This is a genomic window from Vibrio sp. 10N.247.311.12 (genome assembly GCF_041467515.1).
Taxonomy (GTDB): domain Bacteria; phylum Pseudomonadota; class Gammaproteobacteria; order Enterobacterales; family Vibrionaceae; genus Vibrio; species Vibrio crassostreae_C.
Map to the genome: position 1 here is coordinate 1 of NZ_JBFSUV010000069.1, position 20,774 is coordinate 20,774.

19 protein-coding genes, 1 tRNA gene and 1 other annotated feature are annotated in these 20,774 nt (G+C 45.2%); of the genes, 8 read left to right on the forward strand and 12 right to left on the reverse strand.

What is annotated here, in order from left to right; all coding sequences use genetic code 11:
• Positions 1-100 precede the first annotated feature (100 nt).
• The 8 genes from AB6E30_RS21520 to AB6E30_RS21555 all read right to left on the reverse strand — a co-directional run bounded on the left by AB6E30_RS21520 (position 101) and on the right by AB6E30_RS21555 (position 8,841).
• A complete protein-coding gene (locus tag AB6E30_RS21520) occupies positions 101-1,420 on the reverse strand; it encodes a dicarboxylate/amino acid:cation symporter (protein ID WP_346393668.1) in 1,320 nt (439 codons plus the stop codon).
• Positions 1,421-1,730: 310 nt separating this feature from the next.
• Positions 1,731-2,537 (reverse strand): tryptophan synthase subunit alpha, encoded by an 807-nt coding sequence (gene trpA / locus AB6E30_RS21525; RefSeq protein WP_017070760.1) that lies wholly within the window; start codon positions 2,535-2,537, stop codon positions 1,731-1,733.
• The gene (gene trpB / locus AB6E30_RS21530; RefSeq protein ID WP_017067402.1) at positions 2,537-3,727 is read right to left on the reverse strand and encodes a tryptophan synthase subunit beta; all 1,191 of its coding nucleotides are present in this window, start codon (positions 3,725-3,727) and stop codon (positions 2,537-2,539) included. Before trpB ends, trpA begins: the two co-directional genes overlap by 1 nt.
• A gap of 131 nt (positions 3,728-3,858) precedes the next feature.
• Positions 3,859-5,298: a bifunctional indole-3-glycerol-phosphate synthase TrpC/phosphoribosylanthranilate isomerase TrpF gene (gene trpCF / locus AB6E30_RS21535; protein WP_017063542.1), complete on the reverse strand. Its 1,440-nt coding sequence runs from the start codon at positions 5,296-5,298 to the stop codon at positions 3,859-3,861.
• 25 nt (positions 5,299-5,323) lie between these two features.
• The gene (gene trpD, locus AB6E30_RS21540) at positions 5,324-6,319 is read right to left on the reverse strand and encodes an anthranilate phosphoribosyltransferase (RefSeq protein WP_017063543.1); all 996 of its coding nucleotides are present in this window, start codon (positions 6,317-6,319) and stop codon (positions 5,324-5,326) included.
• Positions 6,320-6,328: 9 nt separating this feature from the next.
• On the reverse strand, positions 6,329-6,937 hold the full coding sequence (locus AB6E30_RS21545) for an aminodeoxychorismate/anthranilate synthase component II (protein WP_017063544.1): 609 nt from the start codon (positions 6,935-6,937) through the stop codon (positions 6,329-6,331).
• Between the two features lie 2 nt (positions 6,938-6,939).
• A complete protein-coding gene (locus AB6E30_RS21550) occupies positions 6,940-8,529 on the reverse strand; it encodes an anthranilate synthase component 1 (RefSeq protein WP_372105195.1) in 1,590 nt (529 codons plus the stop codon).
• A 125-nt stretch (positions 8,530-8,654) separates the two neighbouring features.
• Positions 8,655-8,769: a sequence feature (Trp leader region), on the reverse strand.
• Positions 8,716-8,841, reverse strand: a complete 126-nt coding sequence (locus tag AB6E30_RS21555) for a trp operon leader peptide (RefSeq protein ID WP_009848753.1) — start codon at positions 8,839-8,841, stop codon at positions 8,716-8,718. It overlaps the preceding feature by 54 nt.
• A gap of 120 nt (positions 8,842-8,961) precedes the next feature.
• Here AB6E30_RS21555 and rnm point away from each other — a divergent pair, with 120 nt between their 5' ends.
• The 3 genes from rnm (at position 8,962) to rluB (ending at position 11,693) form a co-directional block, all read left to right on the forward strand.
• Complete coding sequence (rnm, locus tag AB6E30_RS21560; protein ID WP_017061496.1) at positions 8,962-9,816, forward strand: RNase RNM; 855 nt, start codon at positions 8,962-8,964, stop codon at positions 9,814-9,816.
• A gap of 62 nt (positions 9,817-9,878) precedes the next feature.
• A complete protein-coding gene (locus tag AB6E30_RS21565; RefSeq protein ID WP_009848751.1) occupies positions 9,879-10,499 on the forward strand; it encodes an L-threonylcarbamoyladenylate synthase in 621 nt (206 codons plus the stop codon).
• Positions 10,500-10,658: 159 nt separating this feature from the next.
• Complete coding sequence (gene rluB, locus AB6E30_RS21570; protein WP_017055112.1) at positions 10,659-11,693, forward strand: 23S rRNA pseudouridine(2605) synthase RluB; 1,035 nt, start codon at positions 10,659-10,661, stop codon at positions 11,691-11,693.
• 227 nt (positions 11,694-11,920) lie between these two features.
• Here rluB and AB6E30_RS21575 read toward each other — a convergent pair whose 3' ends face one another.
• From AB6E30_RS21575 to yeiP, 3 genes are all read right to left on the reverse strand, one after another.
• Positions 11,921-12,403 carry an RNA methyltransferase gene (locus AB6E30_RS21575; RefSeq protein ID WP_017061495.1) on the reverse strand — a complete coding sequence of 161 codons (483 nt, stop codon included), beginning with the start codon at positions 12,401-12,403 and terminating at the stop codon, positions 11,921-11,923.
• Positions 12,404-12,550: 147 nt separating this feature from the next.
• Positions 12,551-12,880, reverse strand: coding sequence for an HI1450 family dsDNA-mimic protein (locus AB6E30_RS21580; RefSeq protein WP_004741258.1), 330 nt, complete (start codon positions 12,878-12,880; stop codon positions 12,551-12,553).
• 10 nt (positions 12,881-12,890) lie between these two features.
• Positions 12,891-13,460 (reverse strand): elongation factor P-like protein YeiP, encoded by a 570-nt coding sequence (gene yeiP, locus AB6E30_RS21585; RefSeq protein ID WP_017055115.1) that lies wholly within the window; start codon positions 13,458-13,460, stop codon positions 12,891-12,893.
• Between the two features lie 137 nt (positions 13,461-13,597).
• Here yeiP and AB6E30_RS21590 point away from each other — a divergent pair, with 137 nt between their 5' ends.
• On the forward strand, positions 13,598-14,365 hold the full coding sequence (locus AB6E30_RS21590; RefSeq protein WP_017061494.1) for a hypothetical protein: 768 nt from the start codon (positions 13,598-13,600) through the stop codon (positions 14,363-14,365).
• A 93-nt stretch (positions 14,366-14,458) separates the two neighbouring features.
• Here AB6E30_RS21590 and AB6E30_RS21595 read toward each other — a convergent pair whose 3' ends face one another.
• A complete protein-coding gene (locus tag AB6E30_RS21595; RefSeq protein WP_137001115.1) occupies positions 14,459-16,822 on the reverse strand; it encodes a DNA polymerase II in 2,364 nt (787 codons plus the stop codon).
• Positions 16,823-17,248: 426 nt separating this feature from the next.
• Here AB6E30_RS21595 and uvrY point away from each other — a divergent pair, with 426 nt between their 5' ends.
• The 4 genes from uvrY to AB6E30_RS21615 all read left to right on the forward strand — a co-directional run bounded on the left by uvrY (position 17,249) and on the right by AB6E30_RS21615 (position 20,685).
• Entirely contained in the window at positions 17,249-17,893 is a 645-nt protein-coding gene (gene uvrY / locus AB6E30_RS21600; RefSeq protein ID WP_004729778.1) for a UvrY/SirA/GacA family response regulator transcription factor, read from the forward strand.
• 15 nt (positions 17,894-17,908) lie between these two features.
• A complete protein-coding gene (gene uvrC / locus AB6E30_RS21605; RefSeq protein ID WP_137001114.1) occupies positions 17,909-19,741 on the forward strand; it encodes an excinuclease ABC subunit UvrC in 1,833 nt (610 codons plus the stop codon).
• Positions 19,742-19,787: 46 nt separating this feature from the next.
• On the forward strand, positions 19,788-20,345 hold the full coding sequence (gene pgsA / locus AB6E30_RS21610) for a CDP-diacylglycerol--glycerol-3-phosphate 3-phosphatidyltransferase (RefSeq protein WP_010438068.1): 558 nt from the start codon (positions 19,788-19,790) through the stop codon (positions 20,343-20,345).
• A 266-nt stretch (positions 20,346-20,611) separates the two neighbouring features.
• A tRNA-Cys gene (locus AB6E30_RS21615) sits at positions 20,612-20,685 on the forward strand.
• Positions 20,686-20,774 lie beyond the last annotated feature (89 nt).

The following is a 20,774-nucleotide window of genomic DNA, read 5'->3' on the forward strand; positions in this document are numbered from 1 at the left end:
CCACAACGGTATGCTAAGAACAAAAATGCCGTTCACTCTTAAGTGAACGGCATTACCTCATGAAGGCGGTTTTATTTATCAATCAAACTGAAGCTTAATATTACGCTTGCTGTTTTTGTAGCTCAGCTTCTTTCGCTTCGTCTTCGATTAGAGAATCAACGATGACTGCACATGCTGCATCACCAGTGATGTTTAGAGCAGTACGGATCATGTCGAAGATACGGTCTAGAGCGAACAACAGAGGTAGACCTTCAATAGGGATACCAGCTGCTAGAAGAACCGCAACCACTAGGAAAGAAGGACCTGGAACACCTGCTTGACCAACTGCGCCTAGAGTCGACGTTACGATGATAGCAATGTAAGCGCCCATAGACAGGTCGATGTTGAACAGCTGTGCGAAGAAGATAGCAACTAGGCCGTAGTAAATTGCGTTACCAGACATGTTGATCGTCGCACCAAGAGGCAGAACGAATGAAGCCGTAGAGTTACGAACGCCAAGTTCTTTCTCTACCGTTTCCATTGTTACTGGCAGTGTCGCCATTGAAGATGCTGTTGATAGTGCAACCGCTTGAGGCTTCTTCATCGCCACTAGGAACTTCTTCGCAGAAGTCTTAGTGAAGATTTGAATCATTAGCGGGTAAGCAACAAAGCCGAAGATTAGAATCGCAGCGATGTAAACAACGAACAGTTTGAACACAACCATAAGTGCGCCAAAACCGAATGTACCCACAGCTTCTGCCATTAGGCCGAATACGCCAAGTGGTGCAATGATCATAACCTTGTTGATCATCCAAACCATAGCGTCAACAATCGCGTTTACGCCATTGATGATAGGGTCACGTTTCTCTTTCGCTTGTTTAGAAATCGCAATACCGAAGAATAAGCAGAAGACTAGAATTTGCAGAATGTTTGCTTCATTCAGTGATTGGAAAACGTTGGTCGGGATCATACCCGTGATGGTTGCCCAGAACGTTGGAAGTTCGCCTTTCGCAGCGTATTCAGAAGAGAACATGCCTTCAACGCCAGAAACATCGATACCACGACCCGGTTCGAATATTTCACCCATTACTAGCGCTAGTGCTACAGCAAGTGCAGACGTTAGTGCAAAGTAACCTAGAGTGGTCACGCCCACTTTACCTGCTGATGAGCTGTTGCCTAGACCAGCAGCACCTGAAATTAGGGCAACCGCGACTAGAGGGATAACCAGCATCTTGATCAAATTGATGAAGATAGCACCCAGTGGAGCGAACATAGTTGCGCTGTCACCCATCATCGCACCGACTAGGGTACCGATGATCATTGCAATAACGACTTGAACGCCGATGTTGCTTAGTAAACTCTTTTCTTTTAACACTTCCATAACCTCTGTGCTACTAAATATAAAAATCCCAGAACTACTCACCAATGTACGATGTACCATTGGATTAATATTTCGCGAGAAGTTTTACACGTATCCTTTACATTTATCAATATGAGCAGAGATGAAAGAACACCAAAAAGCAGTAATCAAATGTCATTTGATGATTTTTTACGCTAAAGCAAACGTTTGCCTTTTGGTTTGTCATTATTTTTATAAATGGTGGTGATGTTTTGGTGGGGTATTATAGGTGTGCTACAGGTTTGTATGAGGTGTTGTTTTTATCAGAAATTTAACAATTGAGAGGGTTTGGACGTGTTCTCGGAGAAAAACTCCCACAGCGCAAATTATCGCACTAGTGGGAGCCTATTTATTATTTTTGCGTTGCCGCTTTCATTGGCGTAACAAACTCAGCAAGTGCTTTAAGCATTGCTTCTGGTTGTTCAACGTTGTTTTCAATGATTTTCACAACCGCAGAGCCAGAGATAGCACCAGCAGCGCCAGCTTCGATGGCTTCTTTTACTTGCTCAGGAGCAGAGATACCGAAACCAAGCAGTGCTGGTGGCGCATCAAACTTGTTCAAACGGTCAAGTAGGGCTGTCACAGGCATGTTTGCTTTGGTTTCTGCACCCGTTACGCCAGCACGAGAAAGTAGGTAAGTGTAACCACCACCTAGCTCAGAAACCGATTGAAGCGTCTCATCACTTGCTGTTGGTGGAGCAATAAAGATTGGGTGAATACCAAACTTCTTAGCTGCAGCAACAAACTCGCCACTCTCGTTGGTTGGTACATCAGCAATCAATACTGAATCGATACCTGCATTCGCACAACGCTCGTAGAAGTTCTCGATACCACGTGCGTACACCAAGTTTGCGTACATCAGTAGGCCGATTGGCAGATCTGGGTATTTAGCACGAATTTGACCAATAAGATCAAAACACACATCTGGCGTTACTTTTGAATCTAACGCGCGAATATTTGCGCCTTGGATTGTCGGGCCATCTGCAAGCGGATCGGAGAATGGAATACCAAGCTCAAGTGCATCTGCACCCGCTTCAACCAAAGTTTCCATGATCTTAAGAGACTGCTGAGGGTTAGGATCGCCAACCGTTACGAATGGTACAAATGCGCCCTGATTCTTTTCAGCTAAGCGAGTGAAGAGTGATTGATAGCGATCCATTATAATGCTCCTTTCTCTTTAAGAATGTCGTGTACAGAGAAGATGTCTTTATCACCACGACCAGATAGATTAACCACTAATAGCTGTTCTTTCTCTGGGTCATCGTGAGCCATTTTAACAGCATGAGCCAAAGCATGAGATGACTCTAGCGCTGCGATAATACCTTCTTTACGTGCAATCAATTGGAACGCTTCTAGCGCTTCGTCGTCGGTCACGTTGTCGTATTCAGCACGGCCAATAGCATTTAGGTGCGCGTGTTGAGGGCCAACTGATGGGAAGTCTAGACCCGCAGATACAGAGTAAGACTCTTCTACTTGACCATTCTCATCTTGCATCAGTGGTGCTTTCATACCGAAGAAGATACCAGTTTTACCGTGTTTAAGCGGCGCGCCGTGTTGGTCGGTATCAATACCTTTACCAGCAGGCTCTACACCGATTAGGCGTACAGACTCTTCTTCAATGAAATCCGCGAACATACCGATAGCGTTTGAACCACCGCCGACACACGCGATAACTGCATCAGGAAGGCGACCTTCACGAGCTAGAATTTGGTTCTTCGTTTCTTCACCAATCATGCGTTGGAAATCACGAACAATCGTTGGGAATGGGTGAGGACCCGCTGCAGTACCTAATAGGTAATGCGCGTCTTCATAAGTTGCAGACCAGTCACGTAGTGCTTCGTTACACGCATCTTTTAGCGTTGAAGAGCCAGAATGAACAGGGATAACCTCTGCGCCCATTAGCTTCATACGGAACACGTTCGGGCTTTGACGTTCAACGTCTTTTGCACCCATGTATACACGACACTTAAGACCTAGTAGAGCACACGCTAGAGCCGTTGCCACACCGTGTTGGCCTGCCCCAGTTTCAGCGATGATTTCCTGCTTACCCATACGTTTTGCTAGCAATGCCTGACCAAGAACTTGGTTTGTCTTGTGAGCACCGCCGTGAAGTAGATCTTCACGCTTTAGGTACAGTTTGGTTTTTGTACCTTTTGTTAGGTTGCGTGCTAGCGTTAGCGCCGTTGGACGACCAGCGTACTCTTGAAGAAGCGTCATGAATTCGCTGCGGAACTCAGGATCGGCTTGTGCATCGATAAATGCTTGTTCAAGTTGGTCTAGTGCTGGCACTAGGATCTGCGGTACGTATTGACCACCGTATTCACCAAAGTAGGCATCGAGTTTAGCCATTGTGTTATTCCTTCAATTCTACTGATGTGTATTCACACCAAGTCATTTAATCTTGTTTGAGCTTCGCAAAAGGCAAAGCTCACAAATATGTTTTTAGTTTCTGCTTTCTAATTTCTAGCGCCGAGTTTGGACTAGTAATTGCGAATCGCTGCAAAAGCACGTTGCAGTTTGTCTGCGTCTTTTTTTCCTGGAGCAGATTCAACACCAGAGTTTAGGTCTAATCCTAAGCAACCCAACTTAGCCGCTTGGTTAGCATTTTCTGGGGTTAGACCACCCGCCAACATGATTGCGCTTTGGTTGTTGATTAGGTTCCAATCGAACACTTGGCCTGTGCCACCAGTTTGAGAACCCACTTTAGTATCTAGCAGGTGACGAGTCACGTTGCTTTCCAGTAATTCTGGTAGCGAGCTCTCAGCATCGGGAGAAACACCGTAAGCTTTCCAAATCTCAACGCTTTCAGGTAGTGACTGTTTTAGCTCATCGACAAACGCTTGAGACTCATCACCGTGCAATTGCACAGCGAACAGGCCTAGCTCAGAAACCGTTTTCGCAACGTCAGTAACGCTGTGGTTTTGGAACACACCCACGTAGTTCAAAGGTGCGCCGCTCATAGTCAAACGAGCCGCTTCGATATCCACATGACGCTTAGATGCTTCAACGAATATCAGACCACCGAATACCGCACCAGCTTGATAAGCCTTTGCTGCATCGTCAGAGTGAGTTAAACCACACACCTTGTTTTCACCCAGTGTTACTTTGCGTACCGCAAGCTCGAGGTTCTTCTCTGCCATTAGAGAGCTACCGATTAGGAAGCCATCTGCAAACGTTGAAAGGTCACGAACTTGTTGATGTGTGTAGATGCCAGACTCTGAAATCACAACTGCGTTTGGAGCCAGTTCGCGAATCAGCGGCGCCAACTCTTTAGTACGGTTCAAATCAGTCGAAAGGTCACGAAGATTACGGTTGTTAATGCCGATCACCTTAGCGTTTAGAGCGACTGCACGGTGAAGCTCTTCTTCGTTGCTGACTTCGGTCAATACACCCATGTTGAGTGAGTGAGCGACTTCCGCCAGCGCTTTGTACTCTTCGTCATCTAATACCGATAGCATTAACAAGATAGCATCAGCTGAGTAATGACGAGCTAGATACACTTGGTAGGTATCAACCATGAAGTCTTTACACAGGATAGGCTGCTTAGCAATGCTGCGAACTTTAGGTAAAAACTCAAAGTCACCTTGGAAGTACTTCTCGTCTGTCAGCACAGAAATCGCGTTTGCGTGGTTGTTGTAAACAGAAGCAATGTAGTCGAGGTCAAACTCGTCACGGATTAAACCTTTTGACGGAGAGGCCTTTTTACATTCAGTGATGAAAACCGTTTGTTCTCCGCTCAGAGCGTCATAAAAGCTGCGGTCTGTTGCAGTTAGTGACGCTTTAAACTCGTCTAATGGTTGAGTCTGCTTACGTGCTTCAACCCATTGGTATTTATCACGAACGATTTTTGCTAATACTTCCGCCATTTCAGCTTCTTTGACTGAAACGTGGGTCGACAGTTTATCGGTAGTCTGTGTCATGTTCTTTGTCTCGATTCGTCGTTCGTTAGGCGTGTGCAGCAAGCTTTTGTACAAGCTCGTATGCTTTGCCAGAGTTCATCGCGTCAATTGCTTGCTGTGCGTTGGCTTTTAGGTCTTCGTGACCAAACAGACGCATCAGTAGAGCAACGTTGACTGCCACTGCGCCAACTTGACCATCAGTGCCTTTACCCGTCAGGATATCGGTTGTGATGGCTTTGTTCTCTTCTGGCTCGCCGCCCTTGATTGCTTCAAGAGGGTGAGTGTTCAAACCAAAGTCTGCTGGTGTCACTGTGTATTCGTGAATTGTGCCATCTTTGATTTCAGCAACCATGGTTTCGCCGTGAATCGCTACTTCATCAAGGCCGCTACCGTGAACAACCGCCGCGCGCTTCATGCCCATTTGCAGCATGGTTTCTGCGATAGGGCGTACCAGCTCTTTGCTGTAAACACCCATTAGCTCGATGTTAGGGCGAGCAGGGTTAATCAGTGGGCCAAGAATATTGAAGATAGTGCGCGTTTTCATTGTTTGACGAACCGGCATCGCGTGACGTACACCAACGTGATATTGCGGAGCAAATAGGAATGCTACGCCAAGTTCATCAACAGCCGTACGTGTGTCTTCAGCTGTCATCGCTAGGTTGATACCGAACGAATCCAGTAAGTCAGAAGAGCCTGATTTGCTCGATACGCTGCGGTTACCGTGCTTCGCGACTTTTAAGCCACACGCTGCGGCAACAAATGCAGAAGTCGTCGAGATATTGATGGTGTTGTGACCGTCGCCACCTGTACCTACGATGTCTGCGAAATCGTAATCAGGGCGCGGGAACGGGTTTGCATTCGCAAGTAGTGCTTTTGCTGCGCCTGCAATTTCATCGGGCGTTTCGCCTTTGATTTTCAGTGCAGTTAGCGCAGAAGCCATCAAGATTGGGTCTAGTTCACCCTTGATGATCACATCAAATAACTGTTGGCTTTCTTCTTGAGTAAGAGACTGCTGTTCGTAAAGTTTATTAATCTGTTCCATGATCGTTTCCTATTTTCCAGTCTTTTCAAGGCGAAGAGGTTTCTCAAGAGCCCATTCGATAGCGTTTGCTAGAAGCGTTGCACCGTAGGTCGTCATAATTGATTCAGGGTGGAATTGGAATCCACACACCTTGTCTTGTTCTTGAACCACAGACATCACCAAATCATCTACTTCAGCGGTCACCGTTAGGCTATCAGATACATGCGTTGCCACTAAAGAGTGGTAGCGAGCGATAGCCAATGGCGAAGGTAAGCCTTGGTAAGTCGCATGGTTTTGGTGTTCCATCATCGACACCTTACCATGAATGATTTCGCCAGCGCCTGCAACGGTGCCGCCATAGGCTTCAACAATCGCTTGATGGCCTAAGCAAATACCAATCATTGGCACTTTACCTTTTAGAAGCTGAATCAGCTCTGGCATACAGCCCGCATCTGCTGGAGCGCCAGGGCCTGGTGAAAGCAGTGCAACAGGGTTGTCTAGTTCGTTGATCGCCGCTTCAACTACTTTTGCAGGAATGTTGTTACGGTAAATTTTTACGCTGTGACCTAATGAACGAAATTGGTCTACAAGGTTGTAAGTGAACGAGTCGAAGTTATCGATGAATACAATATCAGCCATGATTACGACTCCTTCTTATTTGTTAGGTTCTTAGTATGAGCTGCTTGAATCGCTGAGATAACCGCTTGTGCCTTGCCGCGAGTTTCATCGGCTTCTGCTTGTGGGTCTGAGTCAAATACGACCCCAGCGCCTGCTTGTACTTGTGCCACGCCATCTTCAACGTAAGCAGAGCGAATTACGATACAAGTATCTAGAGTCCCTTCACCAGTTAGATAACCGACTGCACCACCGTAGCTACCACGACGCGTTTTTTCTACGTCTCGAATAAGCTGCATTGCGCGGATTTTTGGTGCGCCCGTTAGCGTGCCCATGTTCATACAAGCTTGGTAAGCGTGCAGAGCATCTAAGTCTTCACGGAGCTGACCAACAACACGAGAAACCAAGTGCATTACATGGCTGTAGCGGTCTACTTTCAGTAAGTCTGCTACGTGGCGAGTGCCAGCTTCGGCAATACGTGCCACATCGTTACGCGCTAGGTCAACTAGCATCATGTGCTCGGCGTTTTCTTTCTTGTCGGTACGCAGTTCAAGCTCGATACGGCTGTCTAGGTCGAAATCGATTTGACCGTCAGGGCGCTTACCACGACGACGAGTACCAGCAATCGGGTAGATCTCGATTTGGTTGGTTTCTGTCTCGTATTTCAGCGCGCTTTCTGGAGATGCACCGAACAGAGTAAACAGATCGTCTTGCATGTAGAACATGTAAGGGCTTGGGTTGCTTTGTTTGAGTTCTTTATAAGCCGCCAGTGGGGCAGGGCAAGGTAGAGTGAAGCGGCGTGAAGGTACCACTTGGAATACATCGCCTTTAACTACGTACTCTTTTAAATCACGAACCGTTTGGCAGAAGTCTTCATCTGAAACGCTAGGTACAGCTTCAACGTTGTCTAACGGCGTTACTTCAGTGATGGCTTTCAGGGACTGACACTGAGTTTGAATGTCGGCTAGACGGTCAGTTAATTGCGCTTTGATGTTGTCATCTTGAGCAAATAAGCTCGCGTGAAGTAGGCCTTCGTTCTCTTGGTGATCGAAACGCAATAGTGTTTCAGCTACGTAGAATACAAAGTCAGGACAATTGTTGGTTGCTTCAGCATCACCTAGTGGCTCAAAGTTTGCCACGATGTCGTAAGCGAATAAGCCCGCCATGAATAATGCGTGTTTGTTATCCGCGTCTTGCTCAAAGCTGTGCTGAACCAAACGCAGTGCATCGAATGAAGAGGCTTCTCTTAAACGTGAGTCTTCGTCTAATTCGTTGCTTGGTTCGATAAAAGTCAGCGTCAAAACGTTATCAGTAAGGTCAGATTTAATTTCTGCTTTCACGTTTTGAGTGAGATGTTCGATAAGCGCTTGACCGTTTTCAGTCAATGCTTGAAAGGTTACTCCATGTCCGCGACATACGATGCGAACAGCAGAGTCGATAAGGAGTAGGCTTGTCAGGTTCTGTTTAGATTCAATCTCGGCAGATTCCAACAAAAGACTATCAGTTTTGTTTTCACACAAAGTATGAAAAACGCTGGTTGGATCTTGCGAGTAAGGAACTGAGGAATTGATGACCTCAATGGTTCCCAGCTTTTTGATTTCAATGGCCTTGTTCACAAGACCTCCTTTATGATTCTTTAAATTTCCTGCCGTACATAGTCGCATAAAGATACCTTTCACCCAATCTAGAATATGGTCAATTCGATGATTTGTTAGTCAGTTGAATGTGAGATGTTCGACAAATTAAAAAGCCCGCTATTAAAGCGGGCTTAGTGATAACTTTTTTATAAACAAACTGTTTAACTAGAAGTACACGTTAGCCCACCAAGAACTTGTCCAAGTGCGCCACCAATTAAGCTCTGAACTTGCTTCTACTGAAGAAAGTTCTAAAACTTTATCTTTATGGTTTTGGTTAAATTCTTGTAACATGGTGAACCTATCAAATGTGATACTTCGTATTTGTGTACTAGTTAACTAGTTTTCTGCTTGCGGGTCAAGTGTGTTGACACAAATATAACGATAAAAATTGAAAACAATGAAAAAGAATATATGAGAATTGATCTACATAGTCATACAACAGCCTCAGATGGCCGACTTACTCCACCTGAGCTAATTGACCGAGCGCTTGGCTTTAACATCGAAGCGCTAGCGATTACAGATCATGACACGACTGATGGGCTTGCTGAAGCACGCAGCTATATTGCGGATAACAACCTTCCTATTCAGTTGATAAACGGCATTGAGATTTCGACTGTTTGGCAAAACAAAGATATCCATATTGTTGGGTTAAACGTTGATCCTGAGTCACCAGAACTCAAAGCGCTCATTGAACAACAGAAGCAACACCGTATTGGGCGTGCTGAGATGATCGCTCACCGTCTTGAGAAAGCGACTCGTGAAGGGGTGTTAGAAGAAGTTAAATTGATTGCGGGTGATGCACCAATCACTCGCGCTCACTTTGCTAAGTGGCTAGTCGACAATGGCTATGCGAAAACTATGCAGCAGGTGTTTAAAAAGTTTCTTACTCGTAATAACCCAGGTTATGTGCCGCCAACTTGGTGTTCAATGAGTGATGCTGTCACGGCTATTCATGCTGCTGGTGGACAAGCCGTACTCGCTCACCCTGGGCGATATGGACTTACAGCCAAGTGGGTTAAGCGCCTGCTAGCGGCATTTGTTGAAGCGAAAGGGGATGCGATGGAAGTAGCTCAACCTCAGCAAGCGCAACAAGAAAGACGCACACTCGCGGATTATGCTATACAATACAAACTATTAGCCTCCCAAGGCAGTGATTTCCATTACCCATCTCCGTGGATGGAACTTGGACGCAATCTCTGGCTACCTTCTGGGGTCGAAGAAGTATGGAAAGATTGGGAGTTTCAAACGGTTTCACCATCTGAATAGTCTTTAGGTGAGCCAGCTCCTTCTGATGATAGAGTCGAGAGATTCGATAACGAGGATCAATAATGAGCCAGTTTTTTTATGTACACCCAGATAACCCACAAGCACGCTTAATTACTCAAGCGGTTGCGATTATTCGCAATGGCGGCGTTGTGGTTTATCCAACAGATTCCGGTTATGCGCTGGGCTGTCAGCTTGAAAACAAACAAGCACTTGAACGTATCTGTAAAATTCGTCGCATCGATGACAAGCACAATTTCACCTTGTTATGTCGTGATCTTTCTGAATTATCACTGTATGCACGCGTCGATAACGTGGCTTTCCGTCTACTGAAAGCACATACACCAGGTGCTTACACGTTTATCTTTAAAGCAACCAAAGAAGTGCCAAAGCGTTTGATGAACGCCAAGCGTAAAACGATTGGTATTCGTGTCCCAGACAACAAGATTGCACTCGACCTTTTGGAAGCGATGGGTGAACCATTAATGTCGACGTCTCTGATTCTGCCGGGTAACGAGACTACGGAGTCGGATCCAGAAGAAATTCGTGACAGCCTAGAACATGCGGTTGATGTCATTTTGAATGGCGGTTACTTAGGTGAGCAACCGACAACGGTTATTGACTTCAGTGACGATGATGCCGTGGTTCTACGTCGTGGTGCTGGCGATCCTGCGCCGTTTGAATAATCGCTTTACTGATTAACAGTCTGTAACGATACAGCAAACCTGCCACAGTAAATAACAAGTGCTTTTTGGCAGGTTATTTGCGATAATACGCGACCGCGATTTGGTCGCGAAAAATTCATTCGACGTCTGTGAAGACGACAATTAGGTAGAAAAGAGTAAATGAGCGAAAAATTACAGAAGGTTTTAGCGCGAGCTGGTCACGGTTCTCGTCGTGAACTAGAAGGTTTAATCAAATCTGGTCGTGTAAGTGTTAACGGTCAAGTTGCGAAACTGGGCGAGCGTCTTGAAGACGAGAACTCAGTGATCCGTATCGATGGCCATACTGTTTCAGGCAAGGCTTCTGAAGAAGTGGTTTGTCGTGTACTTGCTTACTACAAACCTGAAGGTGAGCTTTGTACTCGTCACGATCCTGAAGGCCGCCGTACTGTTTTCGATCGTCTACCTAAGATCCGTGGTTCTCGTTGGATTTCAGTTGGTCGTCTTGATGCAAACACATCAGGCCTTTTGCTTTTCACTACTGATGGTGAGCTTGCAAACCGTCTAATGCACCCAAGCCGTCAGGTTGAACGTGAGTACCTAGTACGTGTATTCGGTGAAGTGACTGAGCAGAAAGTTAAAAACGTTACTCGTGGCGTACAACTAGAAGACGGCATGGCTCGTTTTGAAGATGTGGTTTACGCTGGTGGTGAAGGTATGAACCATACTTTCTATGTAGCGATTAACGAAGGTCGTAACCGTGAAGTTCGTCGTCTTTGGGAATCACAAGAAACAACAGTAAGCCGCCTGAAACGTGTACGTTACGGTGATATCTACCTTGATAAGAAACTGCCTCGTGGCGGTTGGAAAGAGCTAGATCTTCAAGAAGTTAACTACTTGCGTGAGCTTGTTGAGCTTAAGCCTGAGAAAGAGACACTGTTGGATCTTGATCCTTCAAACACTTCTCGTAAGCGTGAGCGTTCTCGTAGCCAAAAAATTCGTCGCGCTGTTAAGCGTCACGAAGAGCGTGCAAACGCACCAAAAGGCCGTAGCAACCAAACTAAGCGTAAGAAGCCTGCAACTCGCGGTACTACAACACCTGATTCAGGTCGTAGCGCTCCAGCTGCAAACAAAGGCAAACCTCAGGCTAACAAAAGTAAGCCTAAACTGAACAACGGTCGTCCGGCTAAACCAGCTAAGCCAAGAACACGTCAGTAATTACGTAATTTATTGCGCGTAAAGCTTCATTAGCTAAAAGCACTGAATACTAAAAAACCTGCTCATTGAGCAGGTTTTTTTACGTCTAGAAGAAATAAAAGATTCGGGATGCGAGTAATCGAGTATCGAAAACATACTGCCATAATCGGCAGTAAGCATGCTCTTCGCATCTCTTATCTCGTTTACACGTATCTATAAATCTTTTCGCATCTCGTATCTCGTTCTATTTACTTATGATTCGAGAAGTTATCGCCTTTCGCTAATCGGTCGTAAAGCACTACATTCACTGATGCTGCTAGGTTCATGCAGCCGTTGGTCGGAACGTAAATCGTCTCACGACAGAAATCTGTGATCTCTTTCTTTAGCGTGCCATCTTCTGGGCCAAAAATGTAAAACGCGCGTGGTGGGTGCTTGTAATCAGGTAGAGGCTTAGCACCTTCAATCAGATCAACAGCAACCGGCACGCAGCCTACTGGAATAATATCTTTCAGCTCTTCAACACCAATCAAAGGCAGGGCTAAGTGCTTTTCTTTGGTGTCGGTATGGAATTTTCGCGCATGGTCGTAGCGTGTGCCAGTGTAAAACACAGAGTTGGCGCCGTAGCAGCCAGCTGCTCGCATCACTGAGCCTACGTTTTCTGGCGTCTTTGGGTTAACTAGGCCAATGCAGGCATAGCCTTTTGATTGTGTGTCTGTTTTTGCTTTGGTCATAATCAGTGAATCTAACGTTGATGATGAAAGTGATGAATCACGATGGAAAATAGCGTGATAAAAATAGCCGAGCAATGGGCTCGGCTAACTTTTAACTCGCTTACATGAATACTTGTTTACTCATGCAGATGAGCGTCAACAGCGGTATTAGTCGCGTTTCCACAGCATGTGACAGAACTTATGTTCTGGATCACGGCTGATTAACATGCGAGCAAATACGTCGTCTAGAACGTCATCAGCTTCATTCACAAGACCAATGCGCACTTCAGCGTAGATCTCTTTGTCGACTTCAAAGCCAACATGTTCAACCCAATCATCGCCAGTTTCAACAAGCTCTGCTGCGCCACGATCTTCAAACTGAGCAGTGAAAAGAATCACGTCTGCAGGCTCTAGGTTGTCAGGTGCCATCTCTAGGAAGATGTCGTATGCAGTGTCAATTGCGTCGTCATAAGACATTAGGTCGTTAGCTTCGGTCATAATAAGTATCTTAGCTTGCGCGGTTCATGTATTTACGTTCAGCAGTGTTTACTACTACTTTGTCGCCAGTCGCGATGTATTCAGGTACTTGAATAGTAAGACCTGTAGAAAGACGAGCAGGCTTAGTACGAGCAGACGCTGATGCACCTTTGATTGAAGGATCAGTCTCTTCGATAACTAGTTCAACAGATGTTGGTAGCTCAAGCGTTGCAGCGTTGCCGTCGATAAGGATCGCGTACATGCCTTGAGTTTCTTCGTTGATGAACAGTAGTTCGTCTTCGATAGTCTCACCGTTGAAGATGAATTGTGTGTAATCTTCGTTGTCCATGAAGATGTACTCGTTGCCATCAACGTAAGAGAACATTACTGCACGCTTAGTTACGTCAATAGTTTCAACAATTTCGTCAGCCTTGTGGCGAACTTCAGTTTTAACGCCAGTTGCTACATCGTTACCACGGAAGCGGTAAATCTTTTGGCCGCCACGGCCGCCTGGTGTTGTTACTTCGATATCTTTAACGATCACTGTTTTGCTTTCTACTGTGATAGCAAAACCTTTTTTAATTTCACTTGCTCTAGGCATTTTGTGTTTGTCCTTAGTGGGTCTATCCGCTGATTATATCTCGGAGATGCTATAAATAGGAATAGCTTGAATCATAAAGTCACCTAGGCGATCATAGAGTTATAGTTAAATCATTATTTTATTTACCGAAACGACCTATGCAGCTACCCGTTATTGACCCAACACAGCCTTTTCAACCTGAATTTCAACCTGTGGTTAACGATCTGATTACCTTTCTAAAAGGTGGGTTAGGATCTAATCTGCACAGTATTTATATTTATGGCAGTGTGGCTCGTAAGCAAGCCGTCTTCGGTCGCTCCAATCTAGATGTGGTTGTGGTGACCCATCGACCGTTTCCTGACCAACGAACCACTTTGTTGAACACCATCAAATGGCGTTTCCAAAAGAGCTTCCCGCAGGTAACTCAAGTGGCGATAAAAACTACCTTAGTGAGTGAGATAGTCGATTTCGACAATATCTTCACTTGGGGTTTTATGCTCAAGCATTTAGCCGTGTGTGTGCATGGTGAAGACTTATCAGACTGCTATGGTGATTTTGAAACAAGTTGGGAAATCGCTAAGCACTGGAATATGGATGCGGAAAACTGGTTGGCGGTGTATCGCAACAAGATCGCAAGAGCGACAACGCCAGAACAACAAGTCGCTGCGCAGGTGATTATTGCCAAGAAGCTTCTACGGGCGAGTTACTCACTGGTGATGTACCGCGATAAATATTGGTACGATGATCCTGTTGAATGTGGCCAACAGTTCTTGAAGTATCACCCAGATCGAGAAGTCGAAATCCAAAGGTTGGGCATTTTACTTTCTGGTCGACCAATCCCTAAACGTTCGGTGATCGGTATTCTTGATGGCTTTGGTGAGTGGTTGATTAAGCAGTATCAGAAAACCGAGTTCAGAATCGGATAGAGATTTATAACCGATCCATTGATACTAAAAAGCAGAGTGTGCTGAAGAACATATCTCTGCTTTTTTCGTTTTAAGAGCATATTGAATATAGTGCTAGAACAAACCCAACTGCTGCCCACTAACTCTTTCAAAGTCTAAACCGATGAAGGGCAGTATTGCCTCTGCGACCGGTTTAATCTGCTTGTCGATATAGTGCTGATAATCGATACCACTCTTTAAATACTCCTTGGGCTCAGGGCCACTCAGAGTAATCAAATACTCAATGCGTCCTTTATTTTGGTATTGAAGAGGGCGCCCTAACTGAGCATTGATCTCATCGGCCATACGAGCTGCGCGAACCTGCGGCGGAATGTTCTTTTGGTATTCATGTAATTTGCGGCGTAAGCGCTTTTGATACACCAATAAATCATCATGTTTGCCAGCAGAGGTTTCATCAACAAACTGTCTGACGTAGTCGGTTGGATCTTGATCGTGAAACACCATCTCATACAAGGTTTGTTGGAATTGCTGTGCGAGAGGTGTCCAATCGGTGCGTGCACTCTCAAGCCCTTTAAATATGATCTTTTCTTTATCGCCTTGAGTGATTAATCCGGCATAACGTTTCTTCGAGCCGGTTTCTGAACCTCTAATGGTCGGCATTAGAAACTTGCGATAGTGAGTCTCGTATTCCAATTCGAGTATTGAGGTTAGGTTGTGGGTCTCTTTTAAGTGATTCGTCCACCAATCGTTGATGTAAGCGACCAGTGTGTTCCCGATCTCGTCTGCTTTTTGCTGATCATAACTGCCGTTCAGAGACACGAAGGTTGAATCGGTATCGCCGTAAATCACTTGATAGCCTTTGTCTTCGATCAGAACCTTGGTTTGCTTCATGATCTCATGTCCACGCATGGTAATTGAAGACGCTAACCGGGTATCGAAGAAACGACAACCAGACGAACCTAACACACCATAGAATGAGTTCATGATGATCTTAATCGCCTGAGAGAACGCTTTCTCGTTGTTCTTCTTCGCCACATCACGTGCAGCCCAAAGGTTTTCGATCATCTCGGGCAAGAAGTGTTTAGAGCGGTGGAATTGCCCACCTCGAAAGCCATCAACGGCTTGGTTTTCTGCTGGGCCTAGTTCAAGCTTCAACCCTTCAATTAGTCCCATAGGGTCAATCAGAAACGAGCGAATGATCGATGGATACAGGCTCTTAAAATCGAGTACCAAAACCGAGTCGTACAGATTGGGAATTGAATCCATCACATAACCGCCGGGGCTCGCAATCCAATTCTCTGGCTCTAAGTTCGGTGCGACATAACCCGCTCTGTGGATTTGAGGCAGATATAAGTTAGTAAAGGCCGCAACAGAGCCACCAACGCGATCCAGCTCAACACCGGTTAATCGAGAGCGCTCAATCGCGAAGTCGAGTAGGTGAGTGTGCTCGAAGATGCTGTTTACCAGTACGCAGTCTTGAAGGTTGTACTTAGCGAGTGAGGGTTTATCGAACTTAAACATTCGGTTTATCTCATCCATACGGTCATGAACGTTATGGATGTCTTTGCCTTCCCCAAGCAGCTCTTGCGATACCGACTCAAGAGACCAAGAACGGAAGTGGTAGGTCGCTGTCTTGAGCATATCAATACCATCCAAGACAACGCGCCCCGGAATCGTGATAAAACCTTGCTGATTTTGAGCAGAACTGCGGAAAAAGCTCGGTTGGTTGTCTCTGCCGATGTTGAGCTTCACTTCGTTCCATTCTGAACGTTTGTGCAGCAGCCTAAAATCGAAGTCGATAACATTCCAGCCAATGATGATGTCAGGATCAAATTCAGAGAACCAAGCTATCATGGCTTCAAGTAGCGCTTTCTCGTTGGCAACCCATTGGATATTGGTTTCAGCTTGTTGTGCTTCGCCGACCATGATTACTCGGCTGTCCATCGGGCTGTCTAGGCCAATTGAATAAAGCACGCCTTTTTCCGAACACTCAATATCAAGCGAGACCACAGATAGACTGGGTAAGTAATCACCTGCTCGGCATTTTGCGTTTGAGACTCGACGATGCTGATTTTTTTGCACAGCAGATCCGGTGAACTCAATACTTCCCTTGATAAAACGTTCCATCAAGAATCGATCGGCGAGTCGAATATCGCTTTCAAAGGTTTGGATTTCTTCGTTGTGAAAGGCTTGCGCTAAACCAAAGCTGCTTCTCGACAGTGAGGTGTAACACGCGGCGAGAGGTGTTTGCTCGAATGTGGCTAATTCTAGAGGCTTAAATTGGCAATCGATCGACTCTTTCGCTGCGATTGCCTGACATGCCTCAACGTCAGATTGAGCGACAAAAAATACCGGTTTTTCATTTTGAATCGTCAGCAGAGTAGGGCCTTGAGGGGTGCTTAACCACAAGTCGATTTGTGTGCGCCCTGAAAAATCTCTTGCTTGTCTTGTGAGTACAAAGCCTTGCTGAATATCCAATGTAGTAACCTATTGAAATGGGGAATCGAATACTACCATCTAGCGACCCTCTGCGCACAACAGGCAGTAAAAATACTAACTAAATTCTAGTTAGTAGAGGCGAATAACGGGACTCTATAAGCAAATAAGTGAAATTGTCGCGAATGGTTATTCAATGGTATTGAAAATATCTTTATCTTGTGTAATTTTATTGGGTGTTGTTTTAACTGGTTGATTTTTAGAAAAAGCTTGTTGTTTTAGTTAGCTTATTTGTTAATAAGTACTTGCTAAAGTTCGTGTTTCAGCACATATTCAACAGAGCTTTTTTTTAGTAATTAAGTTAAGATGTACTCAATGCTGCGATCCACTGTTCCTTTGTTCAATTGTTTCAAACAGATGAAACGACACAGTGGTTGCAGAGCCAATTAATAGTGTGGAGATACAAGTTTGATAAATGTTTTCCTTGTAGATGATCACGAGCTGGTTCGCACAGGGATACGACGTATTATTGAAGACGTCCGTGGAATGAACGTAGCAGGGGAAGCTGAAAGCGGTGAAGATGCTGCAAAATGGTGTCGTACTAACAATACTGACGTTATTTTGATGGATATGAATATGCCTGGTATTGGTGGCTTAGAAGCAACCAAGAAGATCTTGCGTTTCAACCCTGATGTTAAAATCATCGTTTTAACTGTTCATACGGAAAATCCGTTTCCAACTAAAGTGATGCAAGCTGGAGCTGCTGGTTACCTTACTAAAGGGGCAGGTCCGGACGAAATGGTAAATGCAATTCGAGTGGTTAATAGTGGCCAACGATACATTTCACCAGAAATTGCGCAGCAGATGGCTTTGAGCCAATTCTCGCCTGCGTCTGAAAATCCATTCGCAGACTTATCTGAACGTGAACTTCAAATCATGATGATGATTACCAAAGGTCAGAAAGTGACGGATATTTCAGAACAACTCAATCTAAGTCCTAAAACAGTCAACAGTTACCGCTACCGCTTGTTCAGTAAGCTGGATATCAGTGGCGATGTAGAGCTGACGCATTTAGCGATTAGACATGGAATGTTAGACACTGAGACCCTTTAACACTGAGATCGTATAGTGACCAACTTGTTTGACTCAGTCTCATTCCTCAAGACAGTAACAGAGCAGCCCGGCGTTTATCGAATGTATAACGCCGAGGCTGTCGTTATTTACGTCGGTAAAGCTAAGAACCTCAAAAAACGCCTTTCCAGTTATTTCCGTAAAAAAGTCGACAGTGAAAAAACACGCGCTCTAGTCAGTAATATTGACAAGATCGATGTCACTGTAACGCACACGGAAACAGAAGCGCTCATTCTTGAGCACAACTACATCAAGCAGTACTTGCCTAAATACAACGTACTTTTGCGTGATGATAAGTCGTACCCTTATATTTTTATTAGCGGTCACAAGCATCCTCGTTTGTCGATGCACCGTGGTGCTAAGAAGAAAAAGGGCGAATACTTTGGTCCTTACCCTGATTCCGGCGCTGTGCGTGAGACGTTACACCTAATCCAAAAGATTTTCCCTGCCCGCCAGTGTGAAGATACGGTTTATGCCAACCGAACCCGCCCGTGTTTGATGTATCAGATTGGTCGTTGTGCCGCGCCTTGTGTCAGCTCAATCATCTCTGATGAAGAGTACAGTGAACTTATCGATTATGTTCGTCTATTCCTGCAAGGGAAAGATAAGCTAGTCCTCGAGACGCTCATCGACAAAATGGACACAGCAAGCCGTGAGCTTCGCTTTGAGCAAGCTGCCGCTTTCCGTGACCAAATCCAAGCGATTCGACGCGTGCAAGAACAACAATACGTATCTGACGATTCAATGGAAGATATGGACGTGTTGGGCTTTGCTCAAGAGAATGGCGTAGCGTGTATTCATATCTTGATGATTCGCCAAGGTAAAGTCTTAGGTAGCCGAAGCCACTTTCCTAAGATTCCAAACAATACGGTACGCGAAGAGGTTTTTTCGAGCTTTTTAAGCCAGTATTACTTAGCGCATAATGAAGCGAGAACCATTCCAACCCGTTTGATTCTCAATGCCGATCTAATGGAAGACGTCACACCGATTCAAGCAGCCTTGTGTGAAGTGGCGGGTCGTAAGATTCACTTCAATACCAACCCTTCTGGTACCCGAGGTCGTTACCTTAAATTGTCTAATACCAATGCATTGACGGCTATTACCACCAAGATTAATCACAAGATGACGATTAATCAGCGCTTCAAAGAGCTCCAAGAAGTGCTGTCGATGGATGCTATCAAGCGCATGGAATGTTTTGATATCAGTCATACCATGGGTGAAAGCACGATTTCGTCGTGTGTGGTGTTCAATCAAGAAGGCCCGGTTAAACCAGAGTACCGTCGTTACAACATCACCGGCATTACAGGTGGCGATGATTATGCAGCGATGGCTCAGGCGCTTGAGAGACGTTATTCGAAGCAACTCGATGTCGACAAGATCCCAGACATCATCTTTATCGATGGTGGTAAAGGTCAGCTAAACCGCGCTCATGAGATCATTTCTCAATATTGGGGTGATTGGCCGTTTAGACCAAGAATGATGGGTATTGCGAAAGGCGTGACGCGTAAACCGGGTTTAGAAACTTTGGTAACCCTTGAAGGTGAAGAGTTTAATTTACCTAGCGATGCACCAGCGCTGCATCTTATCCAGCACATTCGTGATGAGAGCCATAATCATGCGATTGCAGGGCACAGGGCGAAACGTGGTAAAACGCGCAGAACCAGTGCTTTGGAAGGAATTGAAGGGGTAGGACCTAAACGTCGTCAAGCTTTGCTGAAATATATGGGTGGCTTACAAGAACTTAAGCGTGCAACTGTCGAAGAAATAGCCAAAGTGCCGGGCATTAGTCATTCTTTGGCAGAAAACATTTATCAAGCATTGAAACAATAGTAAAAATCCCGCACCATTAAAGCGCAATTAATAAGAGCCCAATAATATGCGTTTGAATATACCTAACATTTTGTCCTTACTGAGACTATTTTTGATCCCAGTATTCGTTGTCGTTTTTTACCTACCTTATCAATGGGCTCCTTTTGCTGCAGCGATGGTTTTTTGGGTAGCGGGTTTTACAGATTGGCTAGATGGCATGCTAGCTCGTAAACTTGGACAAACTTCTCGTTTCGGCGCATTCATTGATCCTGTAGCCGACAAAGTACTGGTTGCTACGGCTCTTATCTTGATTACTGAGCATTTCCACTCGATTTGGATAACTATTCCAGCAGTGACTATGATTGCTCGTGAGATCATCATTTCAGCGCTTCGTGAATGGATGGCTGAAATCGGTAAACGCGCAAGTGTTGCGGTATCTTGGGTTGGTAAAGTCAAAACGGTTTCTCAGATGTTCGCTCTTTGGGTACTTATCTGGAGATACGACGACTGGATGGTGTGGGTAGGTTACATTGCACTGTATGTCGCCACCGTTCTTACTTATTGGTCAATGGCACAATACTTGATGGCTGCCAAAGACGATTTGTTAGACGAAAAACATCATTGATGAAGAAGCGAGCTGAGGCTCGCTTTTTTGATCTTTAACCTAAGGTTAAGTTATCAATAGTGGATATCTAATGTGATATAGATCTCCTTTGAATAACCCGCTCACAGTGTGTTTTGAACATAAAGTCAGCTATTTGGCCTGTTTCGTATGAAATCTATTCAAACGAATTAAAAATACAAAAATAATATTGACTCAATCGTCTGAATCCGTAGAATGCATCCCGTACCCAAGAGGATGGCAATGAGCGATTCGATTGGAGTTACTAAGGCGCCTTGGCAGAGTGGCTATGCAGCGGATTGCAAATCCGTGGACCTCGGTTCGACTCCGGGAGGCGCCTCCATTCTCTCTTTCTTCTAGAAAGAATTTGAATGAAAATGCGATACTAGCTCAGTTGGTAGAGCGCAACCTTGCCAAGGTTGAGGTCATCGG